Here is a 26,369-nt window from a genome sequence, read left to right on the forward strand (position 1 = left end):
CGCCGGGACCGCGGGCGCGGCCGTGAGCAAGGGCTTCCTCGCCACCGCCGCCGGCAAGGGCGCGCTGGCCGCCGCCGGCGCCGCCGTGGTCGCCGCGACGGCGGGCGGCGTCGTCTACGCGGTGCGGGACGAGAAGCCCCCGCCGACGCCCGCGCCCGCGCCCGCCGCCGTCGTGGCGCTGGTCGCCGACAACCAGCGGCTCGCGAACCCGGCGATCGTGGTTCAGAACGCGCAGTACCCGAAGGTCACCGGCCTGAAGGACCCTGCGCTCGAACGCCGGGTCAACACCGAGCTCCGCGGGCCGCTGGACCGGCTCATCGCGGCGTCCAAGAAGCAGGCCGCCTCGATCGACTGCAAGGGCAAGCCCGTGAAGCTGGGCACCGAGACGAGGCTCGGGATGCGCGGTCCCCGCCTGGTCTCCGTCCGCTACTTCATGCTGTCGGACAACTGCCAGCAGGCGGACGGCTCCCCGGGCGGCGAGGTCGTCACCGTCGACCTGCGCACCGGCCGCCGGCTCACCGCCGCCGACGTCTTCCAGCCCTCGACGCTCACCGCCGGCGGGGTACGGCGTCTCCAGGGGCTCGTCCGGCAGAAGCCGGGCTCCACGGAGCGCCGATGGGAGGACTGCAGCACCGCGGACGGCGCGTTCAAGGTCGCCGACTTCTCGCCGCAGACGCTCCCGGGCTCGACGAGCGGCGAGCCCGACCCGCCGGCCCTGAGCGCGTTCTTCACCCCCGCCGGGTTCGAGCTCTCCTACCTCCACGGCGGCAGCGACGGCTGCGGCAACCTCAACTTCGCCGCCCCCTACGCGAGCGTCCGCGGCCTGCTGAAGCCCGGGATCGCCGCGCTGCTGCCCGGTGGCCCCTCCCCGTCGAAGTCCTGAGCCGGACCGGGCGCCACCTGGCGACACTCGGGAGGAGAACGGGAGGGTAGGGTCTGGTAAAGGGGCGACGCGGTCCCGGAGAACGGTGGTCCGCCCGCGGGGCGGCGGAGTGCACCGTTCCGAACATCCGAGACGCAGGGCGGCGAACCGATGCTGACAGAGCTGCTGGCGGCCAGCCATCTGATGTCGATGGAGCAGCTGCCGGGCGCGGTGGCCCGGCACGCCGCCGACCACGGCCTCCACGACGCGCGCATCTACGTCGTGGACCTCCAGCAGACGGTGCTGCGCCTGCTCACCGGCAAGGGCCCGGACGCCGGGCAGGACCCCGGCTCCGAGGCCCCGGAGTTGAGGGTCGACGGCACGGTCGCGGGCCGGGCCTTCCAGACGATGGAGCCGGCGGCCGGGCAGGGCCTCGACGACGGCCGCCAGCAGTACTGGGTGCCGATCCTGGACGGGGCCGAGCGGCTCGGCGTGCTGCGCGTGACCGTCCGCCGTGACGACGCCCGGGCCCAGGAGGAGGCCGAGTCCCTGGCCGGCCTGGTCGCGCTGATCATCGTCAGCAAGGGCCCGTACAGCGACTCCTACTCCCGGCTGGTGCGGACCAGGGACATGACGGTGTCGGCGGAGATGCAGTGGCGGCTGCTGCCCCCGATGACCTTCGCCAACGACCAGGTCGTCATCGGCGCCGCGCTGGAGCCGGCCTACATGCTGGGCGGCGACACCTTCGACTACGCGCTCGCGGGCGACACCGTCCATGTCCTGATCTTCGACGCCATGGGCCACGACACCGCGGCCGGGCTGACCTCCAACCTCGCCGTCGCGGCCTGCCGCAACAGCCGCATCCAGGGGGCCGGGCTCGTCGCGACGGGCGAGGCGATCGAGACGGCGCTGCACGAGCAGGACCCGACCGGGCGCTTCGTCACCGGCGTGCTCGCCGAGCTCGACCTGCCGTCGGGACAGCTGTCGTGGGTCTCGTACGGGCACCCCGCGCCCGTCGTCATCCGCGGGTCGCGGTGGGTCACCACGCTGGAGTGCCCGCCCGGCGCCCCGCTCGGCACCGGCCTCGGCGTGCGCCCGGAGGTGTGCACCGAGCAGCTGGAACCGGGCGACCGGATCCTCTTCTACAGCGACGGAATCGTGGAGGCCCGCGACCCCGAGAAGCACGAATTCGGGCTCGACCGCTTCGTCGACTTCATCATCCGGCGAGAGGCCGACGGGCTGTCGGTCCCCGAGACGCTCCGGCGCCTCGTCCACAACATCCTGGAGCACCATGCGGGGCGCCTGGACGACGACGCCACCGTCCTGCTCCTCGAATGGCACGGGCCGCTCGGCGTGGAGGACGCCGCTGAGCGGCTCAAGAGCGGCTGAGCCCGGCGCAGGGGGCGAGCCCCAGGGCGTCCATGAGCATCGGGTACGCCTCGTGCAGGTCGCGCTGCCAGTACGGCCAGTCGTGCTGCCCGTCGAAGAAGCGGGCGGTGACCGGGATGCCGAGGCCGTGCAGCCGGTCCACGAACGAGTGCGCGTGGTCGTTCGCGGAGGCCTCCACCGGATCGGTGAACGGCAGCCCGCCGAGGGAGCCGGCCTTTCCGTTGCCGCTCGCCACCCAGAGCCGGACGCCGCGCAGCCGCCCCGCGAGGTCGGCCGGGTTGTGGGCGTGCCAGATAGCGGCCTGGTCGTCGGGATCGCCCCACACCCGCCGCCAGTCGGTTCCGGGGCAGGCCAGGGCCGGCCCCCAGCCGGTCGTGTCGTCCCCGGGCTCGTGGCCGTACAGGGTGTCCAGGTAGCCGCTGAACGCCGCCGCGGCCTCGAACATCCCGGGGAACCGGGCCGCGTACAGCATGGCGCCGAGACCGCCCATGGAATTGCCGGCGATCACGCGCCGCGGCCCGGCGCGGTAGTCCCGTTCGAGAATCCCCCGGAGTTCGGTCATGTGGAACGTCTCCCAGCGCGGCGGGCCGCCCTTCCCGTAGTTCCACCAGTCGGAGTAATTGCCGCAGCGGCCACCGTTCGGCATCACGACGATGACCCCGGTCCGGGCGGTGAGTTCCGCGACGTCGGTGTCGCGCGTCCAGGCGGTGTAGTCGTCGACGCCGCCGTGCAGCAGCCACAGCGCGGGCCAGGTGCGCTCCGCGTGCCGCGACCAGCCGGGCGGGAGCAGGAGCCGCGCCTTCTGGCGGCCGTCCATGGCGGGGGAGGCAATGGTCAGGTCGAGGGTGCGGGGCGCGACGGCCGTCTCGGCGACGACCTCGGCGCGTTCCGGCGCGGCCGCGACGGACCGATCCGCGAACACCGGGGACAGGAGGAGGACGAGGGCCCCCAGCCATGCGGCGGGGGCGGGGCGACGGAGCAACGCGGGGCCTTCCGGAAACGCCGGCCGCGGGTTGTGCCGGCCTTTGCAAAAGGAGAGATCTTTTGTGTGGGGCTTTTCTCTCCCGGGTCTCCAGGATTCCCTTGCCCCGGCCTGCCGAAGCGCAATGGGAAAAGCTTATAAAATGCATTCGCCTGGAAACGCGGAACGCGCCGGGCGCCACTCTGGCGGCGCCCGGCGCGTTCGCGGCCGGGCCTCTCAGGTCCCGGACACGGTCTTGGCGACCGGCGCGTTCACGTACCGGACGAGCCACCGCACCAGCCCGCGGGCGAAGCCGTACAGGATGAACGCCAGACCGATCAGCGGCAGGACCAGCAGGATGATCTGAAACCCCGACGTGACCAGCGTGAACGGGTCAGCCCCGCCCGCGGCGGACGACGCGAGCCTGCGCATCATCCCCCAGTCCTTGGCCACCAGGTTCGGCACCTGGGTGAGGATCAGGCCGATCTGGACCGCCAGCATGGGGATCACCGTCAGCACCCAGACCGTGACGAAGACCTGGGGCCAGCGCTTGAGGTCGTTGAGCCGGGAATCGGCCGGGCGTCGCAGCAGCGTCCGGCGCAGGATCGGCCCGATGTACCGGAACAGGTCGGGGATGCCGATGAGGTCCGACATGATGTAGTACCCGTCGAACCGCAGCGTCGGCAGCAGTTGCTGCACCATCTCCAGGTTGACGTACACGATGGCGACGAGCAGCGGCGCGAACCCCGTCTGCAGGTAGACCAGCGCCAACCCGACGACGAAGATGCCGTTGAAGTAGACGCCGGCGAGGTCGGCGCGGAGCCGTCCCGCCCTGCCGAGCCGGTACGACTCGGTGATGTCGGTGTAGAACGCGGGCCACACCAGGTAGATGCCGCAGCCCATCGCGCCGGGGCGGACGCCGCCGTACCGGCACGCGGAGGCGTGCCCGACCTCGTGGAACGCGCACGAGGCGATGCCGAGGGCCATGACGAGCAGGATGCTGACCGGGTTGAGGATCGCGAACGACAGGGCGTCGGCGATCGACCGGGACGTGAGCACCCAGACCTCACCGGCCACGAACGCGCAGAGCATGAGCGCCATGACCACGGGGCGGAAGAGCCAGGCGAACAGTCCGCCGACGAACCAGGTGACCGACTCGGGGAAGACCGCGATCTTGAAGCGGAGCGCCAGGAACGGGTCGGCCCGGACGACCGGCGGCTCGGTGCCGTCGCTGTAGGTGGTGACGCCGAGCGGCGCGAGCTTGTGGTCGGTGAGGTAGACGACCTGCTCGCCGGTGAGCCGCGCTCCGGCCGCGTCGGAGACCGTCTCGGCGACCCGGCCGAGCGCCGCCTCGGCGTCGGTGGCGCCGGCGAGGTCGCGGTGCCGGTGCAGTGCCTCCGCGACCAGGTACAGCAGCGGCGGCAGCCGGACGAGTTGCCCGTTCGGCAACCGGACGAGCTGGGGCGTGTCGCGGTAGCCGGAGTTCTTGAACTCGCCGATGAGCTCGGCGCCGTCCGCGAGTGCGGGCAGGACGAGGCTCCCCGCCGAGCCCGTAGCGCTACCGCCCGTCGCCCTGCCGCCCGCCGCGCCACCGTCCGCTGTCGCCGGGCCGCTCATTTGCCGTCAGTGAATTGGATGGGCACACAGGTCTTCGCCGTGTGCTCGGGCTGGGCGAGCAGGCCGGTGCCGAGAAGGCCGGCCGTTCCGAGGTAGTGCTCGTGCCGGCAGGCCTCCATGGTCTTGGTACCGGATCGGCCGCCGACGGTCGACAGCAGGATCCGTTCCGGCAGGAGTTCGCCCGACAACCGGTCGAGGTCGGTGTAGCGGACGGTGGGCGGGTTCGTCTGAGGCATTGGTGTGGCTTTCGCGTCGGTTCTGGAAGGGAGGAAGGGCTGGCGTGGTGCATGCCAGCCCTTCCCGTGCGGGCGTGGCCCGCGTTCACGTTCGCTCGGCTCAGTGGCCCGAGACCACGGCGGCGCCGGCGCAGGTGAAGGTCGACTGGGTGTTGGCGCCGAGCAGACCCGCCAGGCCCTCGTGGGTGCTCGCGGTGCCCTGGCACAGCGGGCTGATGGCGGTGGTGCCGCCGTGGCCGCCGCCGTGGTTGACGTTGAGGTTGCCGTTCTCGTTGCCGTTGCCGTGGCCACCGGCGAGAAGGGTGGACAGCACGGCGCGCTCCGGCAGGACCTCGCCGGTGAGCTTGTCGAGGTCGCTGTAGCTGAAGGACTTCATCTGGTTCTTTCTCCCTGTTGCGCCCGGATCTCTCAGGTGGAGACCGGATGTCCCTTCCGCACTCCCGATCGAAGTGAGGTGACTCTACGTATAGCACACGTGACTTTGAGTCGCCAAACAGGTGTTGACCGGCGGATTCTTTGTGTCGTGGGGGCGTGCGGTTCGAGATGTCCTCGGCCGGTTCTGGAAGGGAGGAAGGGCCGGCGGTGTCCGCCGGCCCTTCCCGTGCGGGCGTGGCCCGCGTTCACGTTCGCTCGGCTCAGTGGCCCGAGACCACGGCGGCGCCGGCGCAGGTGAAGGTCGACTGGGTGTTGGCGCCGAGCAGCCCCAGCAGGCCCTCGTGGGTGCTCGCGGTGCCCTGGCACAGCGGGACGATGGCGGTGCCGCCGTGGCCGCCGCCGTGGCCGCCGTTGAAGTTGAAGTTGCCGTTCTCGTTCATGTTGCCGTGGCCGTGGCCGTGGCCGCCGCCCGCGAGAAGGGTGGACAGCACGGCGCGCTCCGGCAGGACCTCGCCGGTGAGCTTGTCGAGGTCGCTGTAGCTGAAGGACTTCATCTGGTTCTTCTCCCTGTTGCGCCCGGATCTCAAGGTGGATACCGGATGTCCCTTCCTCAACCCCGGTCGGAGTGAGGTAACTCTACGTATAGCACATGTGACGATCTGTATCCAAAGGGGCTCTGACCGGTGGATTCGTCGGGCTGTGGCGGGTGGCCCGAGACGCTTCCGCGGGGATCCCGAAAAGGGGGAAGGGCCGGCGGTGTCCGCCGGCCCTTCCCGTGCGGGCGTGGCCCGCGTTCACGTTCGCTCGGCTCAGTGGCCCGAGACCACGGCGGCGCCGGCGCAGGTGAAGGTCGACTGGGTGTTGGCGCCGAGCAGACCCGCCAGGCCCTCGTGGGTGCTCGCGGTGCCCTGGCACAGCGGGCTGATGGCCGTGGTGCCGTCGTGGCCGCCGCCGAGGTTGAAGTTGGCGTTCTCGTTGCCGTTGCTGTTGCCGCCGCCGGCGAGAAGGGTGGACAGCACGGCGCGCTCCGGCAGGACCTCGCCGGTGAGCTTGTCGAGGTCGCTGTAGCTGAAGGACTTCATGTGGTTCTTTCTCCTTGTTGCGCCCGGATCTCAAGGTGGAGACCGGATGTCTCTTCCCCCCGCTCCGGATCGGAGCGATGTAGCTCTACGTGTATCACCGGTGACGTTAAGTGTCCAACGTGCACGCCGGTCAGCGGGGAGCCGTGCGTGTCGCAGGCATGAGCGGCGCCTGCTGGGTAGGGGAGCCCAGGTCCGCGCTGATCGGGAGGGGTACATGGCCGAGAGCAGTTTCAGCATCGACGTTGCGGCGATCCGCGAACGCGCCCGCGCCAAGATGGCCGACGGTCCGGTGACCGAGGGGTACGGCCGCAGCGCCGGGGAGGTCATCGGCGTCCTCAACGACGTCCTCGCCACCGAGATGGTCTGCTGGATGCGCTACGCGCAGCACGCGATCAGCGCGACGGGGATCGACCGGGCGCAGGTGTCGGCGGAGTTCAGCGAGCACGCCGACGAGGAGCGCGGGCACGCCATGCGCGCCGCGGAGCGCATCAGCCAGCTCGGCGGTCAGCCGGACTTCGACCCCAAGACCCTGGCCGAGCGCTCCCACACGACCTACGAGACGTTCGACGAGAACGACCTGAAGAGCATGCTCCAGGAGAACCTCGTCGCCGAGCGGATCGTCATCGAGTCCTACCAGGAGATCATCCGCTGGCTCGGCGACGGCGACGTGACCACCCGGAGGCTGATGGAGGACATCCTCGCCGAGGAAGAGGAACACGCCGACGACCTCACGGACCTGCTGGGGATGTGACATGGAATTCGGATACACGCTGCTCTGCGAGCAGACACCGGCCAAGCAGCTCGTCACCGACCTCGTGGAGGCCGAGGAGGCGGGCTTCGGCTACTCGGTCATCTCCGACCACTACTTCCCGTGGCTGGAGAGCCAGGGCCACTCCGCCTACGCCTGGTCGGTGCTCGGCGCGCTGGCCCAGGCCACCGACCGCATCCCGCTGATGACGTTCGTGACCTGCCCGATCATGCGCTACCACCCGGCCGTGGTGGCGCAGAAGGCCGCCACGATGGGCGTCCTGTCGGACGGCCGGTTCTCGCTCGGCCTCGGCGCGGGGGAGAACCTCAACGAGCACGTCGTCGGGCGCGGCTGGCCGTCGGTGGACGTGCGGCACGAGATGTTCGCCGAGGCCGTCGAGATCATCCGGGCGCTGTTCAGCGGCGACTACGTCAACTACCGGGGCCGGCACTTCAGCGTCGACTCCGCGAAGATCTACGACCTGCCCGACGAGCCCGTCCGGATCGGCATGGCGGCCTTCGGGCGGCGCGCGGGGCGGCTCGCCGCCGAGCACGCGGACCTGCTCATCTCCGACCAGCCCGTCCCGGAGGTCGTCGAGTTCTTCCACAACGAGGGCGGCGCGGGCAAGCCCGTCTACGGGCAGATCCCGGTGGCCTTCGGGTCCGACTACGAGGAGTGCAAGGAGCGCGCCCACCGGACGTGGAAGTTCTCCGCGCCGGGGTGGAAGGTGATGGCGGAACTGCCGGGGCCGGTGAACTTCGAGGCCGCCACGAAGACCGTCCGCCCGGAGGACGTGGTCGAGTCCGTTCCCTGCGGCGACAACGTCGACGACTACGTGGAGGCCGTCCAGCAGTGGGCGGACGCGGGCTTCACCCACATCTCGTTCTGCCAGTCCGGGCCCGAGCACCAGAAGGACTTCCGGACGTGGGCGGAGGCAGACCTCCTGCCGGCCCTCCGCGAACGGTTCGGCTGACGCGCCGGCCCGGTCCGTTGCGGGCCGCACCGGACCGGCGCGGCCGTCACGAGGCGCAGTACTGGCCCTGCTTGCCGATCGCCCGGTACGGGCAGTCCGCGTAGTCGGTCAGCCGCAGCAGCGCCTCGCGGCTGCGCTGGACCTCGCCGGCGATGGCGGACGGCGCCGGGTAGAAGCTTCCGCCGCCCAGTTCGAACGTGAACGAGAAGATGCGCTGGTTGCCCCAGGTCCAGTCGTCCGTCGTGCCGTCGGTGATGTAGAGGTCACTCGACTGCTCGGGGGTGAAGCCGTTCGTCGAGGCCAGTTCCCGCCCGATGGTGCGGTGGGCGGCCTCCTCGTCGGCGGACATCGCCCCGGGGACGGTGTTGCTGTAGGTGTACCCGAACGGCCACAGCACGAGTTCCGCTTCCGAGTGGACGTCCAGGAACATCCCGATCTGCTGCTTGCCGCCCACGACCCGGCTCCGCACGAAGTCGGCGATGACCTTCGTCTCGGGGGCCGACTCCGCACCCGTGCCCCGGTAGGTCTCGCTGCCGCCGTTGCCGGACGACCCGCCGCAGCAGCCCCACTTGTAGGCGAAGTTGCGGTTCAGGTCCGTGCCCGTGGACGTCGGGTTGGGCTGGCGGTTCTTGCGCCACCACCGCCCCGGCTGGGTGTCGCTGGTCATGTCGTAGACCTGGCCGTCAGGGTTGACCATGGGCATGACGTAGATCTCGCGCGTGTTCACCAGGTTCGTGATCCGACTGTTCGACCCGTAGCCGGTGGTGAGCTGCCCGATGTAGTCGAGCGCCTGCTCGGCGGTGAGGCGCTCCCGGGCGTGGATGTTGGCGATGATCAGCACTTCGGGCTCGTTCTCGTCGGTCGCCACGTTGTCGCTGATCTTCACGCCGACGATGTCGCGGCCCTGGTAGGACTTGCCGGCGACGAACTGGCGGGCGATCTGCGGGTGGGCGGCGACGACGGAGTCGACCTCCTGCCGCATCTCGGCGAACGTGTGGTACGAGGTCGCCGCCGTGCTCGGCGCCGCGCTCGGGTTCGCGGTCTGGACGGGAGCGGGCTTCACGGCGAAGCCGAGCCGCCGGATGGCCCGGACCTCCGAGGGGATGGCGCTGACCTCCACGGTGCCGGCCTTGATGTCGTTGATCGCCGCCCCGGTGCGGGCGACCTGGCTGCGCTGCTGGGCGGTCCGCGGACCGGTGACGACGTACTGCCCGGCGGTCTCGGAGCCCGGCGGGGACGCGGCGGCGGGCGCCGCGAGCCCGGCCAGGGCCAGGGCGAGCACCGACGGAGCGGTGAGCAGGGAACGGAGTCGGCGGGGTCTTCTCATGACGGGGTACCTGCCGTTCGGCTCTGCGCGCCCGCTCGCCGCGCCGCGAGGGTCTCCCGCGTACGCTCACGGACGCTGGGGGTCCCGTCACAATGGACCGGGAGCGCACGCCTGACAACGGCGGGCCGGGAGACCAGCCGGCCGTTCCCGGCGCCCGGAGCCCGGCGCGAAACTCCAGATCAGAGCTGCCGGGGCGGCGACGCGCGACCGGGTTTTCAATGACGATCAGAACGAATGTGAAATTTCACAACCGTCCCGAATTTCCCTCGTGCGCTCGGTGCCGCACTGCGCTCTGTAACGGGTTCTCGCTGACTTTGGCCTCCCTCTCTCCGTCCCCCGCGGAAGGAAGTAGAGGAGCGGTCGGGCGAGGGAAGCCGCTGTCCAATATGTCTGCATCCTGCATGGGTATGGACTTACGGACACGCGAAACACCATTTTATGAACCGGGTCATCTTCAGATAAGGACAGAGTGTCGTTCCGGGTGTTGACCACTCAACGACCCTTGTCTATGTTCTCTGTTAGAACGCGTTCTACTCCGGTCGGAGCCCGTGTCGAGGGTGACACGGCGGTTCCCCGGCCCGGTCCCTGATTCGCGGCGGCTTCCCCCACCGGCCATGGGCGGAGCCGCGCACGGGTCAGCGGACCTCCCACCCCACCCTTCGGGTGCAGGCGCGACGCCCGCAGTTCGAAATGAGGACCCCCCCTTGTCTCGCACCACGAAGACCGCCGCGGTCGCCTCCGCCGCGGCCGCAGCCACCCTCGCCCTCGGCCTGACGGCCGCCCCCGCCCTGGCCGTGACGCCCGGGACGTTCACCGCCAACCTCAACGGCACCATGACGATCAACGCGGGGGTCTCGGCCACCTGCACCAGCTCGACGCTGAAGGGCAGCGTCGCCGCGGACGGCACCACCGCGTCCTACACCTCCGCCAGCGCCGGCGGCTGCGGCGTCACCGTCACCCCCGGAGCCCTGCCCTGGAGCGGCAGCTTCAGCGGCGGCGTCGCCAAGATCAACGGCTTCTCGATGAGCGCGGTCGGCTGCACCTACGGCGGGAACCTGACCGGCACCTACACGGGCACGAACTTCCCGCTCACCGTCACGTTCGCGAACCAGACCGTCAACAAGACGAGCGGCCTCTTCTGCCCCTCCTCGGCCACCGTCACCGCCAAGTACGACTACACCCAGCCGTGACCCGGTGGGGCGGGCCCCGGTCCTGACGTCAACTGAACCCGCCCCCCGCACCGTGACCCCGGCCCTCCCGCCGGGGTCACGGCGCTGGTCACACCGCCCGTCAGTGCAGCTCGTAGGCGCGGATCGTCTCCTGCGTGATCGTGTTGCCCCGGCCGTCCTCGGCCTTGACCCGCAGGGACACCATCCCTGTCCCGTGGAGGCCGGCGACGCCGTTCCGCAGCGGAACGTCCGTCCACGTGGCGCCGTCGTCGAACGACGTCTGGAGGGACAGGCGTCGCAGCGGCGCGGACGAGCCGTCCTGGTGCGCGACCGTCAGCCTCAGCGTCCTGGAGCGGGTCCTGTTCCGTGTGTCGAGCGCCGCGTCGTAACCCACCTGGAGCAGCGGAAGGACGGTGAGGTCGGCCGTTCGCGCGGAACGGAATGTCCATGACGTCCTGGCTTGCGTGGACGACCGGGCCCAAGGGGCGCCGTTGGCGAAGTCGAATTCGACGCGGTATTCGGCGTCCTCGGGGGTCGTCGCCAGTGTGCCGTTCGCCTTGTGGGCGGTCTGCGCGATCAGTTCGCCGTCCCGGTAGACGCGGAAATCGGTGGTGAAGCCGTTCGGGAAGGAACTGGAGTAGACGTCGGCGAAATTCCGCGCCGCGTCCGCCAGGCCGACGCGGAGCCGGATCAGGTCGCCGGCGCGGACGATCGGCGACTGCGCGCTGATCCCGCCGGTGAGCGGACCCTTGTTCCAGCTGTGCGCGTCGCGCTGCCCCGCCCTGTACGAGGACCATTTCGTCTCATTGAGCACGACGTGCGGTGTCTCCGGGCGGGGGAAGGCGTAGTTGTAAGGCTGCTCCGGAGTGACGGCCATTGCGGACCATCGCGTATCCGGATCGGCTGAGACGTACTCCACGCGCGTTCGCGGAGTGCCGGTCACCGGGTAGGCGTAGGCGAGAGCGAAGTCCTCCCACGGGCGCTTGCTGTAGCGCGCGGCGGTCATGGCGCCGCCGCCGTGGTAGGCGCTGTCGATCCGCGCCAGCCCACTCGTGCGAGCGACGTAGTCCAGGTTCTTGGAGATCCGCCCCTTCTCGGGGAACACGAGGTCGTACTGGTAGGGACTGTCAACGATGCCCTTGGCCGCGACCGTCGCCCGCTCCCGCAGGAGGGCCCGTCCTTCCTCATGGGACAGGCGGACGGTGGGGACCTTCAGCAGCCTCCCGTAGTCGCCCGGGTCGTCGTTCACGCCGGGGGCGTCGTTGTAGACGGCGACCATGCGCGCTCCCGCCTTGGCGGCCCTTTCGACCTGCTCGGCGACGGGCACGCCGTCCCTGCGCTGGACGAGGGCGAGCCGGCCGCGCAGGTCGGCGCCGGGCCTGTCCCCGTCCCCGACGGCCATGCGGGCGCTGCCGTCGAGCCGCGGGAACTGGTCGGAGGTGTCGCTGAAGTAGGCCGCCGGATAGTACTGGGGATGCAGAGCCCGGCTCCCCGCCCGCATCGTGATCGCGGGCGCCTCCAGCCGCCACCGCGTGTAGGCCTCGAACGTCCCGGTGCGGACCCGCTCGGTCGGCTGGAGGAACACCCGCTCCTCCAGCATCGAGCCGTCGCCCAGGTAGACGCCCTCGTCCACGGCCGGCCCGTTCGCGGTGCCGCGCGTCCACATCAGGTGGCTCACCGCCCCCGGGCCGGGCGCGGTGGCGTGCTCGGGCGTGCGGACCGTCACCTCCCGCGCCTTGCGCGCGTCCAGGACGATCTCGGTGTCCCCGGTGATCTCGATCTCCGGGTGGCCGACGAGGCTGTAGTTGAGCGGCTTGCCGGCGTCGGTGCTCGGCGCCCACGACGGCATCGTCTTCACGACGCCCAGGACGGAGTACGTCCCCGGCGCCAGCCGGATGCAGTTCGAGTCGTTCCAGCGCTCGTCGGTGCAGGGCGCCTCCGGGTCTCCGGGCAGCGGACGGTGCGCGTTGCCGAGCGAGGCGTCCTTCACGTTCAGGAAGCCGACCGTCCCGGGGCCGGGCCGCCCGTCCCGCGCGATGCTCTTCACCCGGACGGTCACCAGATCGCCGGACGCCTTCGCCTTCGGCTTCGGCGCGGCGGGCCGCCGCTCGTGCAGCGCCGTCACGTTGTACCGTTCCGGGTCGTCGCCGAGCCGGTCGTCCGGGACGACGTACAGATCGCCTCCGCTGTGCCGGACGGAGAACGCCGGGGCGCGTCCCGGCGCGGGCGTGACGGTCGTGCCGCCCCCCGCTACGTGCACCGTGTCACCGGTGGGCAGCGTGACGTCGAATGCTCCGGCCTCCGCCCGCAACGCGGACGCGGGTCCGGAGTCCGCCGCCGCGGGCGTCGCGAACACCAGCGCGCCGAGGCCCAGGGCCGCCGCGGTCCTCAACCACATGGCCATCCCTCCCAAGAATTGGATCTTGATTGTGAGGTCGGCCGCCTGGAACGATCCAGTGCAGGCGCTGGCGGCTTCCGTCATGGCGGGAACCCGTCAAACGGGCCAGGAACCCGTAGGTTTAGGACGTGTCCGATTTGCCACTCCTGGAGGGACTCGGGGTGAGCGCCGCCGAGGAGGCGGCGTACCGAGCCCTGCTGCGGGAGGGCCCGTCGACCCTCGCCGACCTCGCGGCGCGCCACGGCGCGTCCGTCGCGGCCCTGCGCCGCCTCCTGCCGCGCCTTGAGGACCTCGGGCTCGTCACCCGCCTGGCCGGGCGCCCGCTCCGCCTCCTCGCCACCCCGCCCCATGTCGCGGTCGAGGCCCTCGTCGCAAGCCGCCAGGAGGAGATCGCCCGCAGCCGCGCCGCCATCGGCCCCCTCCTGGCCGAGGCCGCCCCGCACCCGGAGGAGCTCGTCGAGGTCGTCAGCGGCCGGGCCGCCGTGGCCCGCCGCTACCTGCAACTCCTGAACGGCGCCCGCGACGAGCTGCTCGTCCTCGTCCAGCCGCCGTTCGCGACCGACGCCGCCGTCTCGAGCGACGAGCAGGAGCGCAACATGCGCCGCGGCATCACGGTGCGCGGCATCTACGGGCCCGAGGCGCTCGACGAGCCCCACGCCCTGGACCACGTCCGGCGCGCCGTCGCGTCCGGCGAGCAGGCCCGCCTCGGCGCCGTCCCCATCAAGCTCGCCGTGGCCGACCGCCGCACCGCCATGCTGCCGCTCACCTCCGAGCACGCCAGCTCGGTCGACAGCTCCCTGATCGTCCACCCGTCCGCCCTGCTGGACGCCCTGGTCTCCCTCTTCGAGGCCCTGTGGCGCTCCGCCCTCCCGCTCCCCGGCGCGGACGCCCCGGATGACGCCGTCCTCGCCCTCCTCGCCGCGGGCCTCACCGACGAGGCCATCGCCCGCCGCCTCTCCATCAGCACCCGCACCGTCCAGCGCCGCGTCCGCGACCTCTGCGACCGCCTGGGCGCCCGCACCCGCTTCCAGGCCGGCGCCCTCTACACCCACCACCTGGACCGCTGACAGAAAAAAGGCCTCCGGCGGCCGGGGTGCGTTCACCCCGGCCGCCGAAGGCTTCATGCGCCCCTATTGGGGCCGTGCTGCGGTGGGCTCGGCTCAGCCGCCGGCCTGCCAGCGGTAGCGGCCGTTGTAGTAGCCGCGGATGTTGACGTACGGCTTGTAGGTCTTGCCGTTGCCCGTGTAGTAGAACGCGCCCTGAGCGTAGGACGTCGCGTAACTCCAGTTGCCGGCGTGGGTGGCCTTCGCCCGAACCCAGCCGCGCCACCTCCACTTGGTCTTGTTGTAGGTGTAGGCCTTGAAGTTGGCCCGGTAGGAGTTGACGTGGCGGCCGTCCCAGCACCAGGTGAGCCGGTTGGTCACCGCGATGATCCAGCGGCCGTTGGACGCCTTCCGGCCGCGGGTGCGCTGGTAGTACCCGCAGCGCTGGGCCGCCTGGATGGAGGCGGTCTCCTTGGCGGTCATCGGCTTGCCCGCGGCCCGGGCCTCGGCGATGAGGTCCTTCTTGGACAGCGCGCCCTGGCTGGTCGTGGTCACCTCCTTGCCCAGCTTGTCGGACGGCTTGGTCTGCGCCTGCGCGGCCGGGCCGACGGCCAGGAACCCGGCGGCCAGGGCGCCGGAGAGGACGGTCACGGTTGCGACACGCCGCATGTAAATCCTCCATGCCTCGAAATGGGGGGAGCACGCGAGACACCGCACGCAGCAAGGGACTGCCGGTGCCTTCGCGCCTTTCTCGGCTTTTGTGATGCGCGTGGCGACGGATCGGTTCCGAGCCGATCCGAACCGTTTCGGAAGTTCCCCCGCCGACACCCCGGCGCCGACAGCACGGCGACCCGCTCACGTCGCGACAGCCCAGTTGGAAGGCATGTCGACCGGTCACCGCTCGTGGCGACCTGACCACAACCGGACGAACGCGCCAACCACCCGAACTTCGACGCCCCGCCGTGCAAGTGCCGACAGACGAACGAGCCCCCGGCACGGTGGGAACCGAGGGCTCGTGGTGAGGCGGGGGCGTCAGGCCAGGTCGTGCTCGCTGCTCTTGACCGCCCGGGTGAACGCGGCCCAGGCGGCGACGCTGAACGTCAACTTCGGCCCCTCCGGATCCTTGGAGTCCCGCACCCCGACCACAGGCGACAGGTCCGCCACCTCAACGCACTCGCCGCCTTGGTGGTCGCTGTAGCTGCTCTTATGCCAGAAGCCGGCCACCTCGATGCAGTCGCCGCCCTCGTGCCCACTGTGGCTGCTCTTGCGCCAAAGGCTGGCCACCTCAACGCACTCGCCACCCTCATGAGCGCTACGGCTGCTCTTGCGCCACTGGACGGATGTTTCGTCGCTCATAGGCCCTCCAGCACTGTTGATATCAAGGCTCGCGACTCCTTTAGTGGAAGAGCGTAAGCCTTCAGTAACTCGTACCGTACGACATAGCTCGTCACCCGAGTGGGGTTCTCGAAAAGCATCCCCTCACCTGCTGACTCGGTGTAAGCGATATTCGTGCCATCGTTGAAGCCGAGGATGGTGAAGCTTCCCGCGAGTCCAGCATGATAGCCCGCGCTCAAGGGAACGATATTAATCATGACATTGGGGCGGTGGCTGCATTCCAGGAGATAGGCGAACTGGTCTCGCGTTATTTCTCGATTTCCGATCTCCCGGCGCAGCACGCTCTCATCGAGAGTGAGCCAGATCCGGGGCGGGTTCTCTCTGGCTACGATCTCCTGTCGTTCCAGTCGTTTGCAGATCAGGTCCTCTGCTATGACCTGGTCGACATCGCGAAACACTGAGCGAGCGTAGCCCTCGGTCTGAAATAGGCCGCTAAGCAGGAGCGCGTTGTAGATGCGAATCGAGTCGGCTCTCTGCTCGCGCTCGCTGTACTCGGCGAACCCCGCAGGGAGTACGGGCTCGATCTCGATGTCAATGGCAAGCTTCCACAATCGGTGGTAAAGCCCGCCCGTCTCGAAGTATGTGTCGAGGTCGTGGGCGCTCTGCTCGGAGACCTTGCGCCCGCTCTCCATGGTGCTGATCCACTGCGGGGTGCACCCGAGCGCATCCGCTAGTTGCTTGCCTGTCAGGCCTGCCTGCTCACGCATGCGACGGAGTTCGTTGCCGAAGAAGATGCGGGCTCGATTGTCGCTCACGAGAAGCCTCCGGAGGGTTAATCGGGGGGTGGGTTGAGTTGATCTCAGTTGGAGTTGAGCGGGGGTGCTGCGGGGTCACTACCGCACTTTTACCTGCCCTGTGAGTCTGGTCGCAAGTGTTTTCGACGCGAAAACTGGCGGGGAGGTTTCGAGATGTCCAGCTCGTCGGAATCGAATGGCTTTGCGGCCGGGCTAATACCCTTAATGTCTGATTGGTGTCCCGAATTCTCGCGGGACGGACTGGTCGCGCGGCGGCATGCCGAGCTGACCCCCTACCAGCTCCTGAACGGATGCATAGGGGAGGTCCAAGCGCGGGACGAGGGTGAACTGTGGTTGCTCTGCGACGCCCAGACACGCCTATTGGAGCGAATCGCGCTAGCGGAGTTGCTGCGGGGGCGACCGTGAACGCTCCAGAGCACGAGTCACCGGCCGTCGAGTCGTACGTGCGTCTGCAAGTCCTGGGGATGCATCTCAGGGCGCACGGGTTCACGGTCCACCACGTGGCCGGAGGTCTGGTCGTCCGCAACATGACGTCCACCGGGCGAAGCGGCTGCGGAGCCAGGGGAGCGTCCGGCGACACGATCACCTGCCGGCCGCGCGCCGAGGACGAGGGCCGTTACTGGTACTTCACGTCCTGGCGGCAGCCCATCGCCGAGTGCGAGCGCATCACCGACGCCCTGGTGTTCATCAAGGGCTACCTGGGAGCCCCGGGATGAGGCGCGCCGACGACCGGGCCCGGCGGAACGAGACGGCCGCCTACCTCGCCGCGCTGAGACGCGAGTTCCCGGCGTTCGGCATCGTCGCCGACCCGGAGCGGCCCATCTGGATGGCGGTGAGGGGCGACGACCTGTTCATCCGGGCCACCGACGGCCACGTCCTCCGCCAGCGGCTCCTGGAGATAGCAGGCCGATGAGCCCCCGGCGCCGCCTTGGTGCCGTCCGGCCCGGCGCTGCGCGTCCATTTTTCGGAACTGCACTGCAAGGTGTACTGGACGCGAAATATCCTCTGCGAGGAGACGCACATCACGTGGAGTCGCGTGGAGGTCGAACCGTACCGGGTTCCGGGCTTCGGCTTACGGCGCGCTCAGGCCATCTGGCCTGGGAAGTCGGGCGGGGTTCGTAGCGCAGCGTCACGGATCATCTCGCCTTTATTGCATTCGCTGCCAATACTTGCGGCTGTGACGGCGGGGACAGTAGTTTCGTCGGGCGAGCGGAGCGTCGGGCCGGGCGTGGCCCGAGCGGCTGGGGAGTCATGAAGAAGCGTACCGACAGGAAGATCGCCATCGCGGGCACCGCGGCGGCGGCCGTACTGCTGCCCACCGTCATGGTCGGCCTCGCGCAGGCCGGCGTGGGGGTTCCGAAGAGCAGGTCGGAGGCCAGCGGGAACTCCAAGCCGATCCCCTCGTTCGGCCCCCCGACGCAGCCCGCGGTCACCGACGGGACGACGAGCGCGTCCCCGAAGAAGTCGCCGGGCACGTCGAAGCTGCCGAGCATCCCGCTGAACAGCAACCCGTTCGGTACCGGCGGGACGTCGCCGAGCCCCAACGACCCCGACAGCAACAGCGGCAACCACGGCAAGAAGCCGCAGATGCCGTCCGGTGCCGCGTCGGGCAAGTACGCCAAGGCGCCCGACGGGGCCGCCATCACGCGCGTGACGAAGATCAACTCGCGGATCTTCGACGTCTCGATCGCCTCCCCGGCGCTGGGCGCCGAGGTGAAGACCCGCGTCATGGTCCCGAAGGGCTGGAAGGCCGGCGCCACCAAGACGTGGCCGGTCGTGTACGCCTACCACGGCGGCAACAACAACTACACGTCCTGGACCAAGGACTCCAACATCGAGCAGATCATCGGTCCGTACGACGCGATGGTCGTGATGCCCGAGGGCGGCTGGAACGGGTCCTACACCAACTGGTACAACGGCGGGAAGGGCGGCATCCCCGAGTGGGAGACGTTCCACATCGGCGAGGTCATCCCGCTGATGGAGCGCAACTTCCACGCCGGGTCGATGCGCGCCGCGATCGGCCTGTCGTCCGGCGGGCAGGGCGCCATCACCTACGCCGAGCGGCACCGCATGTTCAAGTACGCCGCCTCCTACAGCGGCGCCCTCAACATCACCGCGCCCGGCATGCCGGTCATCCTGACGTCCATGAACCGCGACGCGGGCACCGCCATCTGGGGCGACCCGATCACCGCGCGGGCGAACTGGCGGGCGCACGACGCGACCGTCATGGTGTCCAAGCTGAAGGGCATCGGCGTCTACGTGTCGTCCGGCAACGGGCAGCCCGGCCCCTACGACAACCCCGACACGCCGCCCCACGACGCGGGGCGGATCGGCGAGCAGCTCGCCGGCACGATGAACGACAACTTCGTCGCCGCCGCGCAGAAGGCGGGCGTGCCGGTCACCTCCCACCTGTACGGGCCCGGCATGCACAACTGGAAGTACTGGCGCGTCGAGCTGTCCCGCAGCTGGCCGACCATCGCCAAGTCCATCGGCGCCCGCAAGTCCTGACCGCCCGCCCGGCGGTCCCGGGAGCCGCGCCGTGAAGGGGTTCGCCCGGCGGGAGTTCCAGCTCGTCCTGCTGCGCCGGATGGCCGACTACCAGCCGGGCCTGGTCGAGGACGCGATGCGCTCGCTCGGCGCGTCCCGCACCGAGATGCGCGAGGTCAACGCCAGATGGCAGCGCATCCTGCGGTCCCGGACGTTCCCGCGCGGCCGCCGCCGCTACGAAGCCGTCCTCGGCCCGCCCGCCGCCGTCGAGGAGCGCCCGATCGGCGACGTCGCCTGCGAGGTGGCGTGGTGGCCGCCGCTCGCCCTGTGGCCCGGCCTGCGCTTCGAGATCATGATGGGCCCGGACGGCACCGTCATGCAGGAGTGGCTCGTCCGGGACGACGGCGTCCCCGTCCCGCCGCTGGAGACCCTCGACGACCTCGTCCCCTGGTCCTGCGTCGTCGGCGACGTGGACGAGCGCTTCGGCGCGGTCGCGCACCAGGACGGCGAGGTCCCGAGCCGCTGGCACGCGACGCTCGCGCGCCCGGACGGCACCGCCTACGTGGCGCACTTCGTGTGGGGGCTGCTCCAGACCGTCGAGAGCATCTGAAGCCGTTCCGAGCGTCGGGCGATTCGCGAACATTGTGGCGACTTGAACCTTTTTGTCCCTGGGGATTGCCCATCCGTCCCTAGCGTGGGGGACATGCGTGCTTCGAAGGGATTGCTATGCCTGAGGTGACCGCATACGCCCCCGGATTCCCCACTTGGGCCGAGCTGGCCACCCCGGACGTCCGCGAGTCCGAGCGGTTCTACAGGGAGCTGTTCGGCTGGTACCTCTACACCCTGACCGGTTCCCTCGCCGACTACCAGATCTTCACCCTCGGCGACGTCCAGGGTCCGGAGGTCGCCGGGATGCACCAGCTCGCGGACGACACGATGGCCCCGGAGTGGACGTGCTATTTCCGGACCGACGACATCCAGGCCACTCTCGACACCGTGCGCGCCATGGGCGGGCGCGAGCTGAGCGAGCCCACCGACATGGCCAACCTCGGGCGGATGGCCCACTGCGCCGACCCCGAGGGCGCCGACTTCGCCCTGTGGACCCCGTACGACTTCGAGGGCGCGGGCGTCAGGGACGAGCCGTCCGCGATGTGCTGGACGGAGCTGGCGAGCCGCGACATCGATGGCGCCCGCCGCTTCTACGGGGAGGTCTTCGGCTGGAAGGCCGTCGACCGCTCCTACTACGCGCCCGAGTACACCAACTGGAAGGTCGGCGACTGGTCCGTGGCGGGCATGGTGCCGCTGGAGGAGTGGTGGCCGGCCGACTTCGACCCCCACTGGATCCCCTACTTCTGGGTCTCCGACTGCGACGCCACCGCCGCGCGGGCGGCCGAGCTGGGGGCGGTCGTCCACGTGCCGCCGATCGACATCAAGCCCGGGCGCTTCGCCGTCATGACCGACCCGTGCGGGGCGCGCCTGGCCGTCCTCACCCCGGTGGCCGGCTCGCGCAGCGAGCCGTACGGGTCGGGCGATGCTGAGGTGATCTGATGCCCGAGACGAACGGGATCGCCCCCGGCTCCCCGTCGTGGGCCGAGCTCGCGAGCCCGAACCCGGAGGTGTCCAGGCGGTTCTACCGGGGGCTGTTCGGCTGGTACTCCTACACGCTGACCACCGACATCGGCGACTACGAGATCTTCACCCTGGGCGACGTGCAGGGCCCCGAGACCGCCGGTATGCAGACGCTCCTGGACGAGTCCGAGCGCGGGTCGTGGACGTGCTACTTCCGCAGCGACGACATCGAGGCCACCGTCGCCGCCGTGCGCGACGCGGGGGGCCTGGAGGTCGTGGAGCCCACCCAGGTCGCCGATCTCGGACGGATGGCCGTGTGCTCCGACCCCGAGGGCGCCGACTTCGCCCTATGGACCCCCCACAACCTCAAGGGGGCGGGGGTCGTGGACGAGCCGTCCGCGATGTGCTGGATGGAGCTGGCCTGCCACGACCCCGAGGGCGCGCAACGCTTCTACGGGGAGGTCTTCGGCTGGAGGCCCGTCGAGCGCGACTTCTACGACTCTCCCTACACGCAGTGGAAGGTCGGCGATTCGTCGGTGGCGGGCATGGTCTCGATCGACGAGCAGTGGCCGCCCGACCGCCCCGCGCGCTGGATCCCGTACTTCTGCGTCTCCGACTGCGACGCGTCCGCGGCCAGGGCCGCCGGACTGGGCGCCCGCGTCCACATCCCGCCGACCGACATCAAGGTCGGCCGCTTCGCCATCCTCAGCGACCCGACCGGCGCCTGCGTGGCCCTCTTCGCCCCCACGGTGGACTTCCAGTTCGAGCGCCTGCGCCCCTGACGGCCGCTTGCGCCTGACGGCGGGCGGTCAGGGGCCGAGGGGCTCGGGACCGAGGGAGCCGGGCGCGGGCAGGGCTTCGCCGGAGTGGAGGCGGCCGAGAAGCATCAGGACGAGTTCGTCGATGACCTCGTCGAGGGTGGCGTCGACCCAGCCGGCGCTCCAGTCGTGCAGGAGGCCGTTGATGCTGCCGATGAAGGCGGTCGCGGCGATCCGGTAGTCCCGGTCGGCGATCTCGCCGCGCTCGGCGGCGGCGGCCGCCTCGGCGCAGATGAAGTCGACCCAGCGGGCGCGGCGGGTCAGCCGCTGCCGGTCCATCCGGGGGCTGACCCCGATGATCTCGACGAACGCGATCCGGATGCGGGCCCGGTCGCCGGTGATGGCGGCGGCGTAGGCGCGGAACAGGTGGGCCGTGCGCTCGGCGAGCCGGAGCCCCTCCACGGACGGCAGCGCGGCGACCACGTCCCGCTCGGCCGCGTCGTTGACCTCCAGGTGCAGTTCGGCGAGGAGGTCCTCCAGCGTGCTGAACTCCTCGTAGAACTGGCGGGTGGACAGCCCGGCCGCCTCGCTGAGCGCCGCCACCGTGGTGCCGCGGTAGCCGGGGCCGCGGCCGAACATCTCCAGCCCGGCGTCGAGGAACCGGCGGCGCCGCTCCGCGCGCCGCTCGGCCGCCGTCCGGCCGCCGTACCTGCCGGTCGGTGTCGCGCGCCTGCCCGCCACGTGGCTCCCTCCGTCCGTTCGGACCGCATTTTCCCGCAACGCAGTCTTGTGTCACACATCACCCCCCGGTCGTCCCACTCACCGGGACGGCCGGGGTCGGCGGCGCCCCCGCCGTGCCGTCCGCCTCGGCGGTGATTCGAAGCGCGGATGGCGGGAACCGCGACCCGGTGCGATTTGGAGGGATTCGAGGGCATCTGATGCCCTTCGCGGGGCGCCGGTACTGGAGCGAGCGGGCGAAGCTGACCCTCAAGGCCGTCCTCGCGGCGGTCGTGGCGTGGGTGATCGCCAAGTACGGGATCGGCCAGTCGCAACCGTACTTCGCGCCCCTGGCCGCGCTGCTCGGGGTGTACCCGACGGTCGTACGGTCCGTGCGGGAGAGCCTGGCGTACGGGAGCGGGTTCGTGATCGGCGCGGCGCTCGCGATCCCCGTCGGGCTGCTCGTCGGCCCGAACATCGCGGGCATCGCCGCCGTCCTCGTCCTCGCCATGATGGCGTCGGGATGGCGGCGGCTGGGCGAGCAGTCGTCACAGGTCCCGTTCACGGCGCTGTTCGTGCTGCTCCTGGGCGGGCACGAGGTCGTCTCCTACACGCTGCCGCGCCTCGCCGACGTGGCGACCGGGCTCGTGGTGGGCCTCGGCATGAACGCGGTGGTCTTCCCGCCGCTGTACCTCCGCCGCGGCGAGTACGCGGTCCGCGAGCTGCGGGAGGCCCTCGCGGACGCCCTCGGGACGCTCGCCGAGGAGGTCGTCGAGCCCGCCGAGTGGCGCTCGCTGTGGGAGGAGCGCGAGTCGCGGCTGGCGAACGTCCAGGAGCAGGCGCGGTACGCGGTGGACCAGGGCGCGGCGAGCCTGCGCGCCAACCCGCGCGCGAAGCTGCTCGGCTACCGGGTGCGCTGGCGCGACGTTCCCGGGCAGTGGGCGGCGCCGCAGCTCATGACGACGCTCGACCACGCGACCGCCTACACCCGGTCGATCGCCGCGACGCTGCGCCGGCTGGGGGACGCCGACGACGAGCTGGTCCCCGGCTCGAAGTTCCGGCGCCTGTACGCGGAGGCGCTCCGCACGCTCGGCGACCTCGTCTGGGAGCTCCCCGAGATGCCGGACGACGCGGTGCTCGCGGAGGCCGACGACAAGCTGCGCGAGCTGGAGCGGCCCTACCTCGGCTCGCGGACCGACGCCCCCGGCCTCTGGGACCCGCAGAAGGAGCTGCTGCGGCTCAGCCGCCTGCTGCTCGACGACCTCCGCGCCCGCCGCCCCTAGCTCCCGCCGCCCCTAGCTCCCGCCGCCCCTAGCTCCCGCCGCCCCTAGCTCCCGCCGCCCCTAGCTCCCGCCGCCCCCAGCACCCGGCGCCCCTGGGACCCGGCGCCCCTGGGACCCGGCGCCCGCGCCCTCCCGGCGACGCGCCGGACCCGCGCGCCGGTCACCCGGACAGGCGCCGCAGCAGGTCGCGGCTCGCGGTGGCCATCGCCGGCGGGACGTCGAGCTCGTCCAGCATGGCCGCGGCGGCGTCCATCTCGGCGGCGCGGCGGGCGGCGTGCCGGTACGTCCCGGAGACGAGCCGGTCAACGGTGTGCTCGCCCGCCGCCGCGAGCTCCGCGACGATGTTCGCGCGCAGCCAGTCCTCGCAGCCCGCCGCCCGCGCGGCCTCCAGAGCCTCCACCACCGACCCGGCCAGCCCCTTGAAGAACACGCTGCGCAGCAGCTTGCGCCCGGCCGCGGCACCCGCCTCCGCGTCCATCACCTCGATCCCGGCGCCGAGCGGGGTGAGGACGGCGGCCACGTCCCCGGCGCCCTCCGCGCAGGCCAGCATCGGCGTGCGCAGCCCGCGGCCCGGCACCGGCGCCATGATCGCCACGTCGGCGAACCGGACGCCGCCGCGCCGCGCGAGCGCGTCCAGCTCCCGCTTCAGGCCGGGCGACCCGGTGTTCAGGTCGGCCCACACGGCGTTCCGCGCGGCGCCGATCCCCGCCTTGAGGGCGGGGACCGCGTCATGCGCGCTGTTGACGCTCAGCACGAGACCGGCCCCGGCGGCGGCGTCGGCCTCGCTCCCGGCCTGGACGATCCCGCCGGACGCCGGGACGGCCGGGTCGTAGCCGCGCACCACCGCCCCCGCCGCCACGAGGTCCCGCGCGATCGCGCCGCCCGCCTCACCGAGCCCGAGTACGGCGATCACCGTCATGCGCCCACCTCCGCGTCCGGGAGCCGAGCGGGTCCCGTAAGCCGCCACCCTAGTTGGTGCGGAAATTGGCGACAATCTCGGATCGTCCCTGGTCGACTCGGCGGCCGCGCCCCCCCGCCGGAAAACCCTTCGCGCCCGCGCTCCCGCGGCGGTTACGGTCGGCAGGCCGCGCGGCACGATCTTGTCCGGCGGCGGTCGTCATCAGAGAGGACAGGAGGATTCCCGATGACAATCACAGCCCTTGCTCTCACCAAGGTCCGCAACATCGGGATCATGGCGCACATCGACGCCGGCAAGACGACGACCGCCGAGCGGATCCTCTTCTACACCGGTGTGTCGCACCGGATCGGCGAGGTGCACGACGGCAACACCGCGCTGGACTTCACCAAACAGGAGCGCGACCGGGGCATCACCATCACCTCCGCGGCGACGACCTGCCGCTGGACCGTCGAGGACGCCGCGGGCGGCGCCGCCGGCGAGCACACGATCAACCTGATCGACACGCCGGGCCACGTCGACTTCACGATCGAGGTCGAACGGTGCCTGCGCGTGCTCGACGGCGCCGTGGCCGTGTTCGACGGCGTCGCGGGCGTCGAGTCCCAGTCGGAGACGGTGTGGCGCCAGGCCGACCGCTACGGCGTGCCGCGGATCTGCTTCGTCAACAAGCTCGACCGCACCGGCGCCGACTTCGCGCGCTGCGTGGAGATGATCCGCGAGCGGCTCGGCACCGTTCCGCTGGTCGTGCAGTTGCCGATCGGCGCCGAGGCCGGGTTCGCGGGCGTCGTCGACCTCGTCTCCGGGCGGGCGCACGTCTGGCCGGAGGGCCGGCACGCCGTCGTGGACGTCCCGTCCGGCATGGCCGAGGACGTCCGGCGATGGCGCGGCAGGCTCGTCGAGACGGTCGCCGAGCGCGACGAGGAGGTCATGGAGCTGTACGTGGGCGGTACGGAGCCGTCGCCGGAGCAGCTGCACGCGGCGATCCGCCGTCTCACGGTCGCCTTCGAGGCCACCCCGGTGCTGTGCGGCAGCGCGTTCCGGAACAAGGGCGTCGAGCCCCTCCTGGACGCGGTGGTGCGGTACCTGCCGTCGCCGCTCGACGTCGCGCCGCCGGAGATCGGGGACGCGCTGGCGGAGACCCCGCTCTCCGCGCTCGCGTTCAAGATCATGACTGACCGGTATCTTGGCCCGCTCACCTTCGTCCGGATCTACACCGGGCGGCTGGCGGCGGGCGCGAGCGTGCTCAACAGCGTGAAGGAGCGCAAGGAGCGGATCGGCAGGATCTACCGCATGCACGCCGACACGCGCGAGGAGATCGCGTCGGCGGGCGCGGGCGACATCGTCGCGGTGATGGGGCTGAAGCAGACCACCACCGGCGAGACGCTCTGCGACGACGCGCGCCCGGTGGTCCTGGAGTCCATGGACTTCCCGGCCCCGGTCATCGAGGTCGCGATCGAGCCGCGGTCCAAGGCCGACCGGGAGAAGCTGAGCGCCGCCATCCACCGGCTCTCGGAGGAGGACCCGTCGTTCCAGGTCCACGACGAGGAGGGGCAGACCGTCATCGGCGGCATGGGCGAACTCCACCTGGAGATCCTCATCGACCGCATGAAGGAGGAGTTCCACGTCGACGCGGGCGTCGGCAGGCCGCGCGTGGCCTACCGCGAGACGATCCGCACGGCGGTGGAGCGGGTCGACCTCACCCACCGCAAGCAGACGGGAGGCAAGGGCCAGTACGCGAAGGTGCAGATCTCCGTCGAGCCCATCGAGGACGGGTACGAGTTCGTCAACCGGGTCACCGGCGGGCGGATCCCGAAGGAGTTCATCCCGTCGGTGGACGCGGGCTGCCAGGAGGCGATGAGCTCCGGCGTCCTAGCCGGGTACGAGCTGACGGGCGTGCGGGTCACGCTGCTGGACGGCGACTACCATCCCGTCGACTCGTCCGAGCTCGCCTTCAAGATCGCCGGTTCGCTGGCGTTCGGGGAGGCGGTGCGGCGCGCGTCCCCGGTGCTGCTCGAACCGGTGATGACCGTGGAGGTCACCGCCCCCGAGGAGCACCTCGGCGCGGTGATCGGCGACCTCAACGCCCGTCGCGGCCGGATCGAGGGGACGGGGGAGCGCGCCGGCGCCCGGATCGTGCAGGCCCTCGTCCCGCTGTCGGAGATGTTCGGCTACGTCGGGGATCTGCGCGGCATGACGTCGGGCCGCGGCGTGTTCACCATGCGGTTCGCCTCCTACGCGGAGGTCCCCGCCGCGGTCGCCCGGACCCTGGTCTCGGGCTGACGTGAAGGGGGCCCGGCTCTCGCCGGGCC

The 26,369-nt window shown here is 70.9% G+C and carries 27 protein-coding genes; 14 read left to right on the forward strand and 13 right to left on the reverse strand.

The window, feature by feature from the left end; genetic code table 11:
• Positions 1–883: hypothetical protein (locus ABWI07_RS32130; RefSeq protein ID WP_353820870.1), on the forward strand; the 883-nt coding region annotated here is incomplete at its 5' end.
• 150 nt (positions 884–1,033) lie between these two features.
• Entirely contained in the window at positions 1,034–2,251 is a 1,218-nt protein-coding gene (locus ABWI07_RS32135; protein ID WP_353820871.1) for a PP2C family protein-serine/threonine phosphatase, read from the forward strand.
• On the opposite strand, the gene ABWI07_RS32140 is transcribed toward ABWI07_RS32135, so the two are convergent.
• The 6 genes from ABWI07_RS32140 to ABWI07_RS32165 all read right to left on the reverse strand — a co-directional run bounded on the left by ABWI07_RS32140 (position 2,238) and on the right by ABWI07_RS32165 (position 6,522).
• On the reverse strand, positions 2,238–3,233 hold the full coding sequence (locus ABWI07_RS32140) for an alpha/beta hydrolase (protein ID WP_353820872.1): 996 nt from the start codon (positions 3,231–3,233) through the stop codon (positions 2,238–2,240). The genes ABWI07_RS32135 and ABWI07_RS32140 overlap by 14 nt on opposite strands.
• A gap of 216 nt (positions 3,234–3,449) precedes the next feature.
• Entirely contained in the window at positions 3,450–4,829 is a 1,380-nt protein-coding gene (locus ABWI07_RS32145) for a hypothetical protein (RefSeq protein ID WP_353820873.1), read from the reverse strand.
• Complete coding sequence (locus tag ABWI07_RS32150) at positions 4,826–5,065, reverse strand: hypothetical protein (protein WP_353820874.1); 240 nt, start codon at positions 5,063–5,065, stop codon at positions 4,826–4,828. Before ABWI07_RS32150 ends, ABWI07_RS32145 begins: the two co-directional genes overlap by 4 nt.
• Before the next feature lie 100 nt (positions 5,066–5,165).
• Positions 5,166–5,441: a hypothetical protein gene (locus ABWI07_RS32155; RefSeq protein WP_353820875.1), complete on the reverse strand. Its 276-nt coding sequence runs from the start codon at positions 5,439–5,441 to the stop codon at positions 5,166–5,168.
• A gap of 259 nt (positions 5,442–5,700) precedes the next feature.
• On the reverse strand, positions 5,701–5,994 hold the full coding sequence (locus ABWI07_RS32160; RefSeq protein WP_353820876.1) for a hypothetical protein: 294 nt from the start codon (positions 5,992–5,994) through the stop codon (positions 5,701–5,703).
• A gap of 255 nt (positions 5,995–6,249) precedes the next feature.
• Entirely contained in the window at positions 6,250–6,522 is a 273-nt protein-coding gene (locus ABWI07_RS32165; protein WP_353820878.1) for a hypothetical protein, read from the reverse strand.
• A 214-nt stretch (positions 6,523–6,736) separates the two neighbouring features.
• Here ABWI07_RS32165 and ABWI07_RS32170 point away from each other — a divergent pair, with 214 nt between their 5' ends.
• Both ABWI07_RS32170 and ABWI07_RS32175 read left to right on the forward strand, forming a co-directional pair.
• Positions 6,737–7,273, forward strand: a complete 537-nt coding sequence (locus ABWI07_RS32170) for a ferritin-like domain-containing protein (RefSeq protein WP_149264923.1) — start codon at positions 6,737–6,739, stop codon at positions 7,271–7,273.
• 1 nt (position 7,274) lies between these two features.
• Complete coding sequence (locus tag ABWI07_RS32175) at positions 7,275–8,243, forward strand: TIGR03557 family F420-dependent LLM class oxidoreductase (RefSeq protein WP_353820880.1); 969 nt, start codon at positions 7,275–7,277, stop codon at positions 8,241–8,243.
• Between the two features lie 46 nt (positions 8,244–8,289).
• Here the strand turns inward: ABWI07_RS32175 and ABWI07_RS32180 are convergent, their stop codons facing one another.
• On the reverse strand, positions 8,290–9,570 hold the full coding sequence (locus ABWI07_RS32180; RefSeq protein ID WP_149264921.1) for a M14 family metallopeptidase: 1,281 nt from the start codon (positions 9,568–9,570) through the stop codon (positions 8,290–8,292).
• Positions 9,571–10,274: 704 nt separating this feature from the next.
• Here ABWI07_RS32180 and ABWI07_RS32185 point away from each other — a divergent pair.
• Entirely contained in the window at positions 10,275–10,760 is a 486-nt protein-coding gene (locus ABWI07_RS32185) for a PraA/PraB family alkane oxidation protein activator (RefSeq protein ID WP_149264920.1), read from the forward strand.
• A gap of 100 nt (positions 10,761–10,860) precedes the next feature.
• On the opposite strand, the gene ABWI07_RS32190 is transcribed toward ABWI07_RS32185, so the two are convergent.
• Positions 10,861–13,137, reverse strand: coding sequence for a PA domain-containing protein (locus tag ABWI07_RS32190; protein WP_353820882.1), 2,277 nt, complete (start codon positions 13,135–13,137; stop codon positions 10,861–10,863).
• Positions 13,138–13,265: 128 nt separating this feature from the next.
• Between ABWI07_RS32190 and ABWI07_RS32195 the strand changes: the two genes are divergently transcribed.
• On the forward strand, positions 13,266–14,204 hold the full coding sequence (locus ABWI07_RS32195; RefSeq protein WP_353820883.1) for a helix-turn-helix domain-containing protein: 939 nt from the start codon (positions 13,266–13,268) through the stop codon (positions 14,202–14,204).
• Between the two features lie 93 nt (positions 14,205–14,297).
• On the opposite strand, the gene ABWI07_RS32200 is transcribed toward ABWI07_RS32195, so the two are convergent.
• The 3 genes from ABWI07_RS32200 to ABWI07_RS32210 all read right to left on the reverse strand — a co-directional run bounded on the left by ABWI07_RS32200 (position 14,298) and on the right by ABWI07_RS32210 (position 16,330).
• Entirely contained in the window at positions 14,298–14,849 is a 552-nt protein-coding gene (locus tag ABWI07_RS32200; RefSeq protein ID WP_149264917.1) for a hypothetical protein, read from the reverse strand.
• 363 nt (positions 14,850–15,212) lie between these two features.
• A complete protein-coding gene (locus ABWI07_RS32205) occupies positions 15,213–15,536 on the reverse strand; it encodes a DUF397 domain-containing protein (RefSeq protein ID WP_149264916.1) in 324 nt (107 codons plus the stop codon).
• Entirely contained in the window at positions 15,533–16,330 is a 798-nt protein-coding gene (locus tag ABWI07_RS32210; protein WP_353820885.1) for a helix-turn-helix domain-containing protein, read from the reverse strand. Before ABWI07_RS32210 ends, ABWI07_RS32205 begins: the two co-directional genes overlap by 4 nt.
• Before the next feature lie 500 nt (positions 16,331–16,830).
• Here ABWI07_RS32210 and ABWI07_RS32215 point away from each other — a divergent pair, with 500 nt between their 5' ends.
• The 6 genes from ABWI07_RS32215 (at position 16,831) to ABWI07_RS32240 (ending at position 21,168) form a co-directional block, all read left to right on the forward strand.
• Complete coding sequence (locus ABWI07_RS32215; RefSeq protein ID WP_353820886.1) at positions 16,831–17,046, forward strand: hypothetical protein; 216 nt, start codon at positions 16,831–16,833, stop codon at positions 17,044–17,046.
• A complete protein-coding gene (locus ABWI07_RS32220; protein WP_149264913.1) occupies positions 17,043–17,243 on the forward strand; it encodes a hypothetical protein in 201 nt (66 codons plus the stop codon). Before ABWI07_RS32215 ends, ABWI07_RS32220 begins: the two co-directional genes overlap by 4 nt.
• A 338-nt stretch (positions 17,244–17,581) precedes the next feature.
• Positions 17,582–18,838 (forward strand): alpha/beta hydrolase, encoded by a 1,257-nt coding sequence (locus ABWI07_RS32225; protein WP_353820887.1) that lies wholly within the window; start codon positions 17,582–17,584, stop codon positions 18,836–18,838.
• Between the two features lie 31 nt (positions 18,839–18,869).
• The gene (locus ABWI07_RS32230) at positions 18,870–19,427 is read left to right on the forward strand and encodes a hypothetical protein (RefSeq protein WP_353820888.1); all 558 of its coding nucleotides are present in this window, start codon (positions 18,870–18,872) and stop codon (positions 19,425–19,427) included.
• Between the two features lie 125 nt (positions 19,428–19,552).
• The gene (locus ABWI07_RS32235) at positions 19,553–20,365 is read left to right on the forward strand and encodes a VOC family protein (RefSeq protein WP_353820889.1); all 813 of its coding nucleotides are present in this window, start codon (positions 19,553–19,555) and stop codon (positions 20,363–20,365) included.
• Positions 20,365–21,168: a VOC family protein gene (locus ABWI07_RS32240; RefSeq protein ID WP_149264910.1), complete on the forward strand. Its 804-nt coding sequence runs from the start codon at positions 20,365–20,367 to the stop codon at positions 21,166–21,168. Before ABWI07_RS32235 ends, ABWI07_RS32240 begins: the two co-directional genes overlap by 1 nt.
• A gap of 27 nt (positions 21,169–21,195) precedes the next feature.
• On the opposite strand, the gene ABWI07_RS32245 is transcribed toward ABWI07_RS32240, so the two are convergent.
• Positions 21,196–21,885, reverse strand: coding sequence for a TetR/AcrR family transcriptional regulator (locus ABWI07_RS32245; protein ID WP_149264909.1), 690 nt, complete (start codon positions 21,883–21,885; stop codon positions 21,196–21,198).
• Positions 21,886–22,082: 197 nt separating this feature from the next.
• Here ABWI07_RS32245 and ABWI07_RS32250 point away from each other — a divergent pair, with 197 nt between their 5' ends.
• Positions 22,083–23,144, forward strand: a complete 1,062-nt coding sequence (locus ABWI07_RS32250) for an FUSC family protein (RefSeq protein WP_353820890.1) — start codon at positions 22,083–22,085, stop codon at positions 23,142–23,144.
• A 160-nt stretch (positions 23,145–23,304) separates the two neighbouring features.
• Here ABWI07_RS32250 and ABWI07_RS32255 read toward each other — a convergent pair whose 3' ends face one another.
• The gene (locus tag ABWI07_RS32255) at positions 23,305–24,063 is read right to left on the reverse strand and encodes a DUF1932 domain-containing protein (RefSeq protein ID WP_353820891.1); all 759 of its coding nucleotides are present in this window, start codon (positions 24,061–24,063) and stop codon (positions 23,305–23,307) included.
• Between the two features lie 225 nt (positions 24,064–24,288).
• Between ABWI07_RS32255 and fusA the strand changes: the two genes are divergently transcribed.
• The gene (gene fusA, locus ABWI07_RS32260) at positions 24,289–26,340 is read left to right on the forward strand and encodes an elongation factor G (protein WP_353820892.1); all 2,052 of its coding nucleotides are present in this window, start codon (positions 24,289–24,291) and stop codon (positions 26,338–26,340) included.
• The last annotated feature ends 29 nt before the right edge of the window (positions 26,341–26,369 follow it).

Origin of the sequence: Actinomadura sp. NPDC000600, assembly GCF_040492135.1 — a bacterium.
GTDB lineage: Bacteria > Actinomycetota > Actinomycetes > Streptosporangiales > Streptosporangiaceae > Spirillospora.

Coding starts and splice junctions, on each gene's coding strand:
- ABWI07_RS32150 (WP_353820874.1), bottom strand. CDS start 5,065: ATGCCTCAGACGAACCCGCCCACCGTCCGCTACACCGACCTCGACCGG.
- ABWI07_RS32135 (WP_353820871.1), top strand. CDS start 1,034: ATGCTGACAGAGCTGCTGGCGGCCAGCCATCTGATGTCGATGGAGCAG.
- ABWI07_RS32205 (WP_149264916.1), bottom strand. CDS start 15,536: ATGAGCGACGAAACATCCGTCCAGTGGCGCAAGAGCAGCCGTAGCGCT.
- fusA (WP_353820892.1), top strand. CDS start 24,289: ATGACAATCACAGCCCTTGCTCTCACCAAGGTCCGCAACATCGGGATC.
- ABWI07_RS32220 (WP_149264913.1), top strand. CDS start 17,043: ATGAGGCGCGCCGACGACCGGGCCCGGCGGAACGAGACGGCCGCCTAC.
- ABWI07_RS32165 (WP_353820878.1), bottom strand. CDS start 6,522: ATGAAGTCCTTCAGCTACAGCGACCTCGACAAGCTCACCGGCGAGGTC.
- ABWI07_RS32145 (WP_353820873.1), bottom strand. CDS start 4,829: ATGAGCGGCCCGGCGACAGCGGACGGTGGCGCGGCGGGCGGCAGGGCG.
- ABWI07_RS32240 (WP_149264910.1), top strand. CDS start 20,365: ATGCCCGAGACGAACGGGATCGCCCCCGGCTCCCCGTCGTGGGCCGAG.
- ABWI07_RS32155 (WP_353820875.1), bottom strand. CDS start 5,441: ATGAAGTCCTTCAGCTACAGCGACCTCGACAAGCTCACCGGCGAGGTC.
- ABWI07_RS32225 (WP_353820887.1), top strand. CDS start 17,582: ATGAAGAAGCGTACCGACAGGAAGATCGCCATCGCGGGCACCGCGGCG.
- ABWI07_RS32170 (WP_149264923.1), top strand. CDS start 6,737: ATGGCCGAGAGCAGTTTCAGCATCGACGTTGCGGCGATCCGCGAACGC.
- ABWI07_RS32180 (WP_149264921.1), bottom strand. CDS start 9,570: ATGAGAAGACCCCGCCGACTCCGTTCCCTGCTCACCGCTCCGTCGGTG.
- ABWI07_RS32255 (WP_353820891.1), bottom strand. CDS start 24,063: ATGACGGTGATCGCCGTACTCGGGCTCGGTGAGGCGGGCGGCGCGATC.
- ABWI07_RS32190 (WP_353820882.1), bottom strand. CDS start 13,137: ATGTGGTTGAGGACCGCGGCGGCCCTGGGCCTCGGCGCGCTGGTGTTC.
- ABWI07_RS32160 (WP_353820876.1), bottom strand. CDS start 5,994: ATGAAGTCCTTCAGCTACAGCGACCTCGACAAGCTCACCGGCGAGGTC.
- ABWI07_RS32250 (WP_353820890.1), top strand. CDS start 22,083: ATGCCCTTCGCGGGGCGCCGGTACTGGAGCGAGCGGGCGAAGCTGACC.
- ABWI07_RS32200 (WP_149264917.1), bottom strand. CDS start 14,849: ATGCGGCGTGTCGCAACCGTGACCGTCCTCTCCGGCGCCCTGGCCGCC.
- ABWI07_RS32175 (WP_353820880.1), top strand. CDS start 7,275: ATGGAATTCGGATACACGCTGCTCTGCGAGCAGACACCGGCCAAGCAG.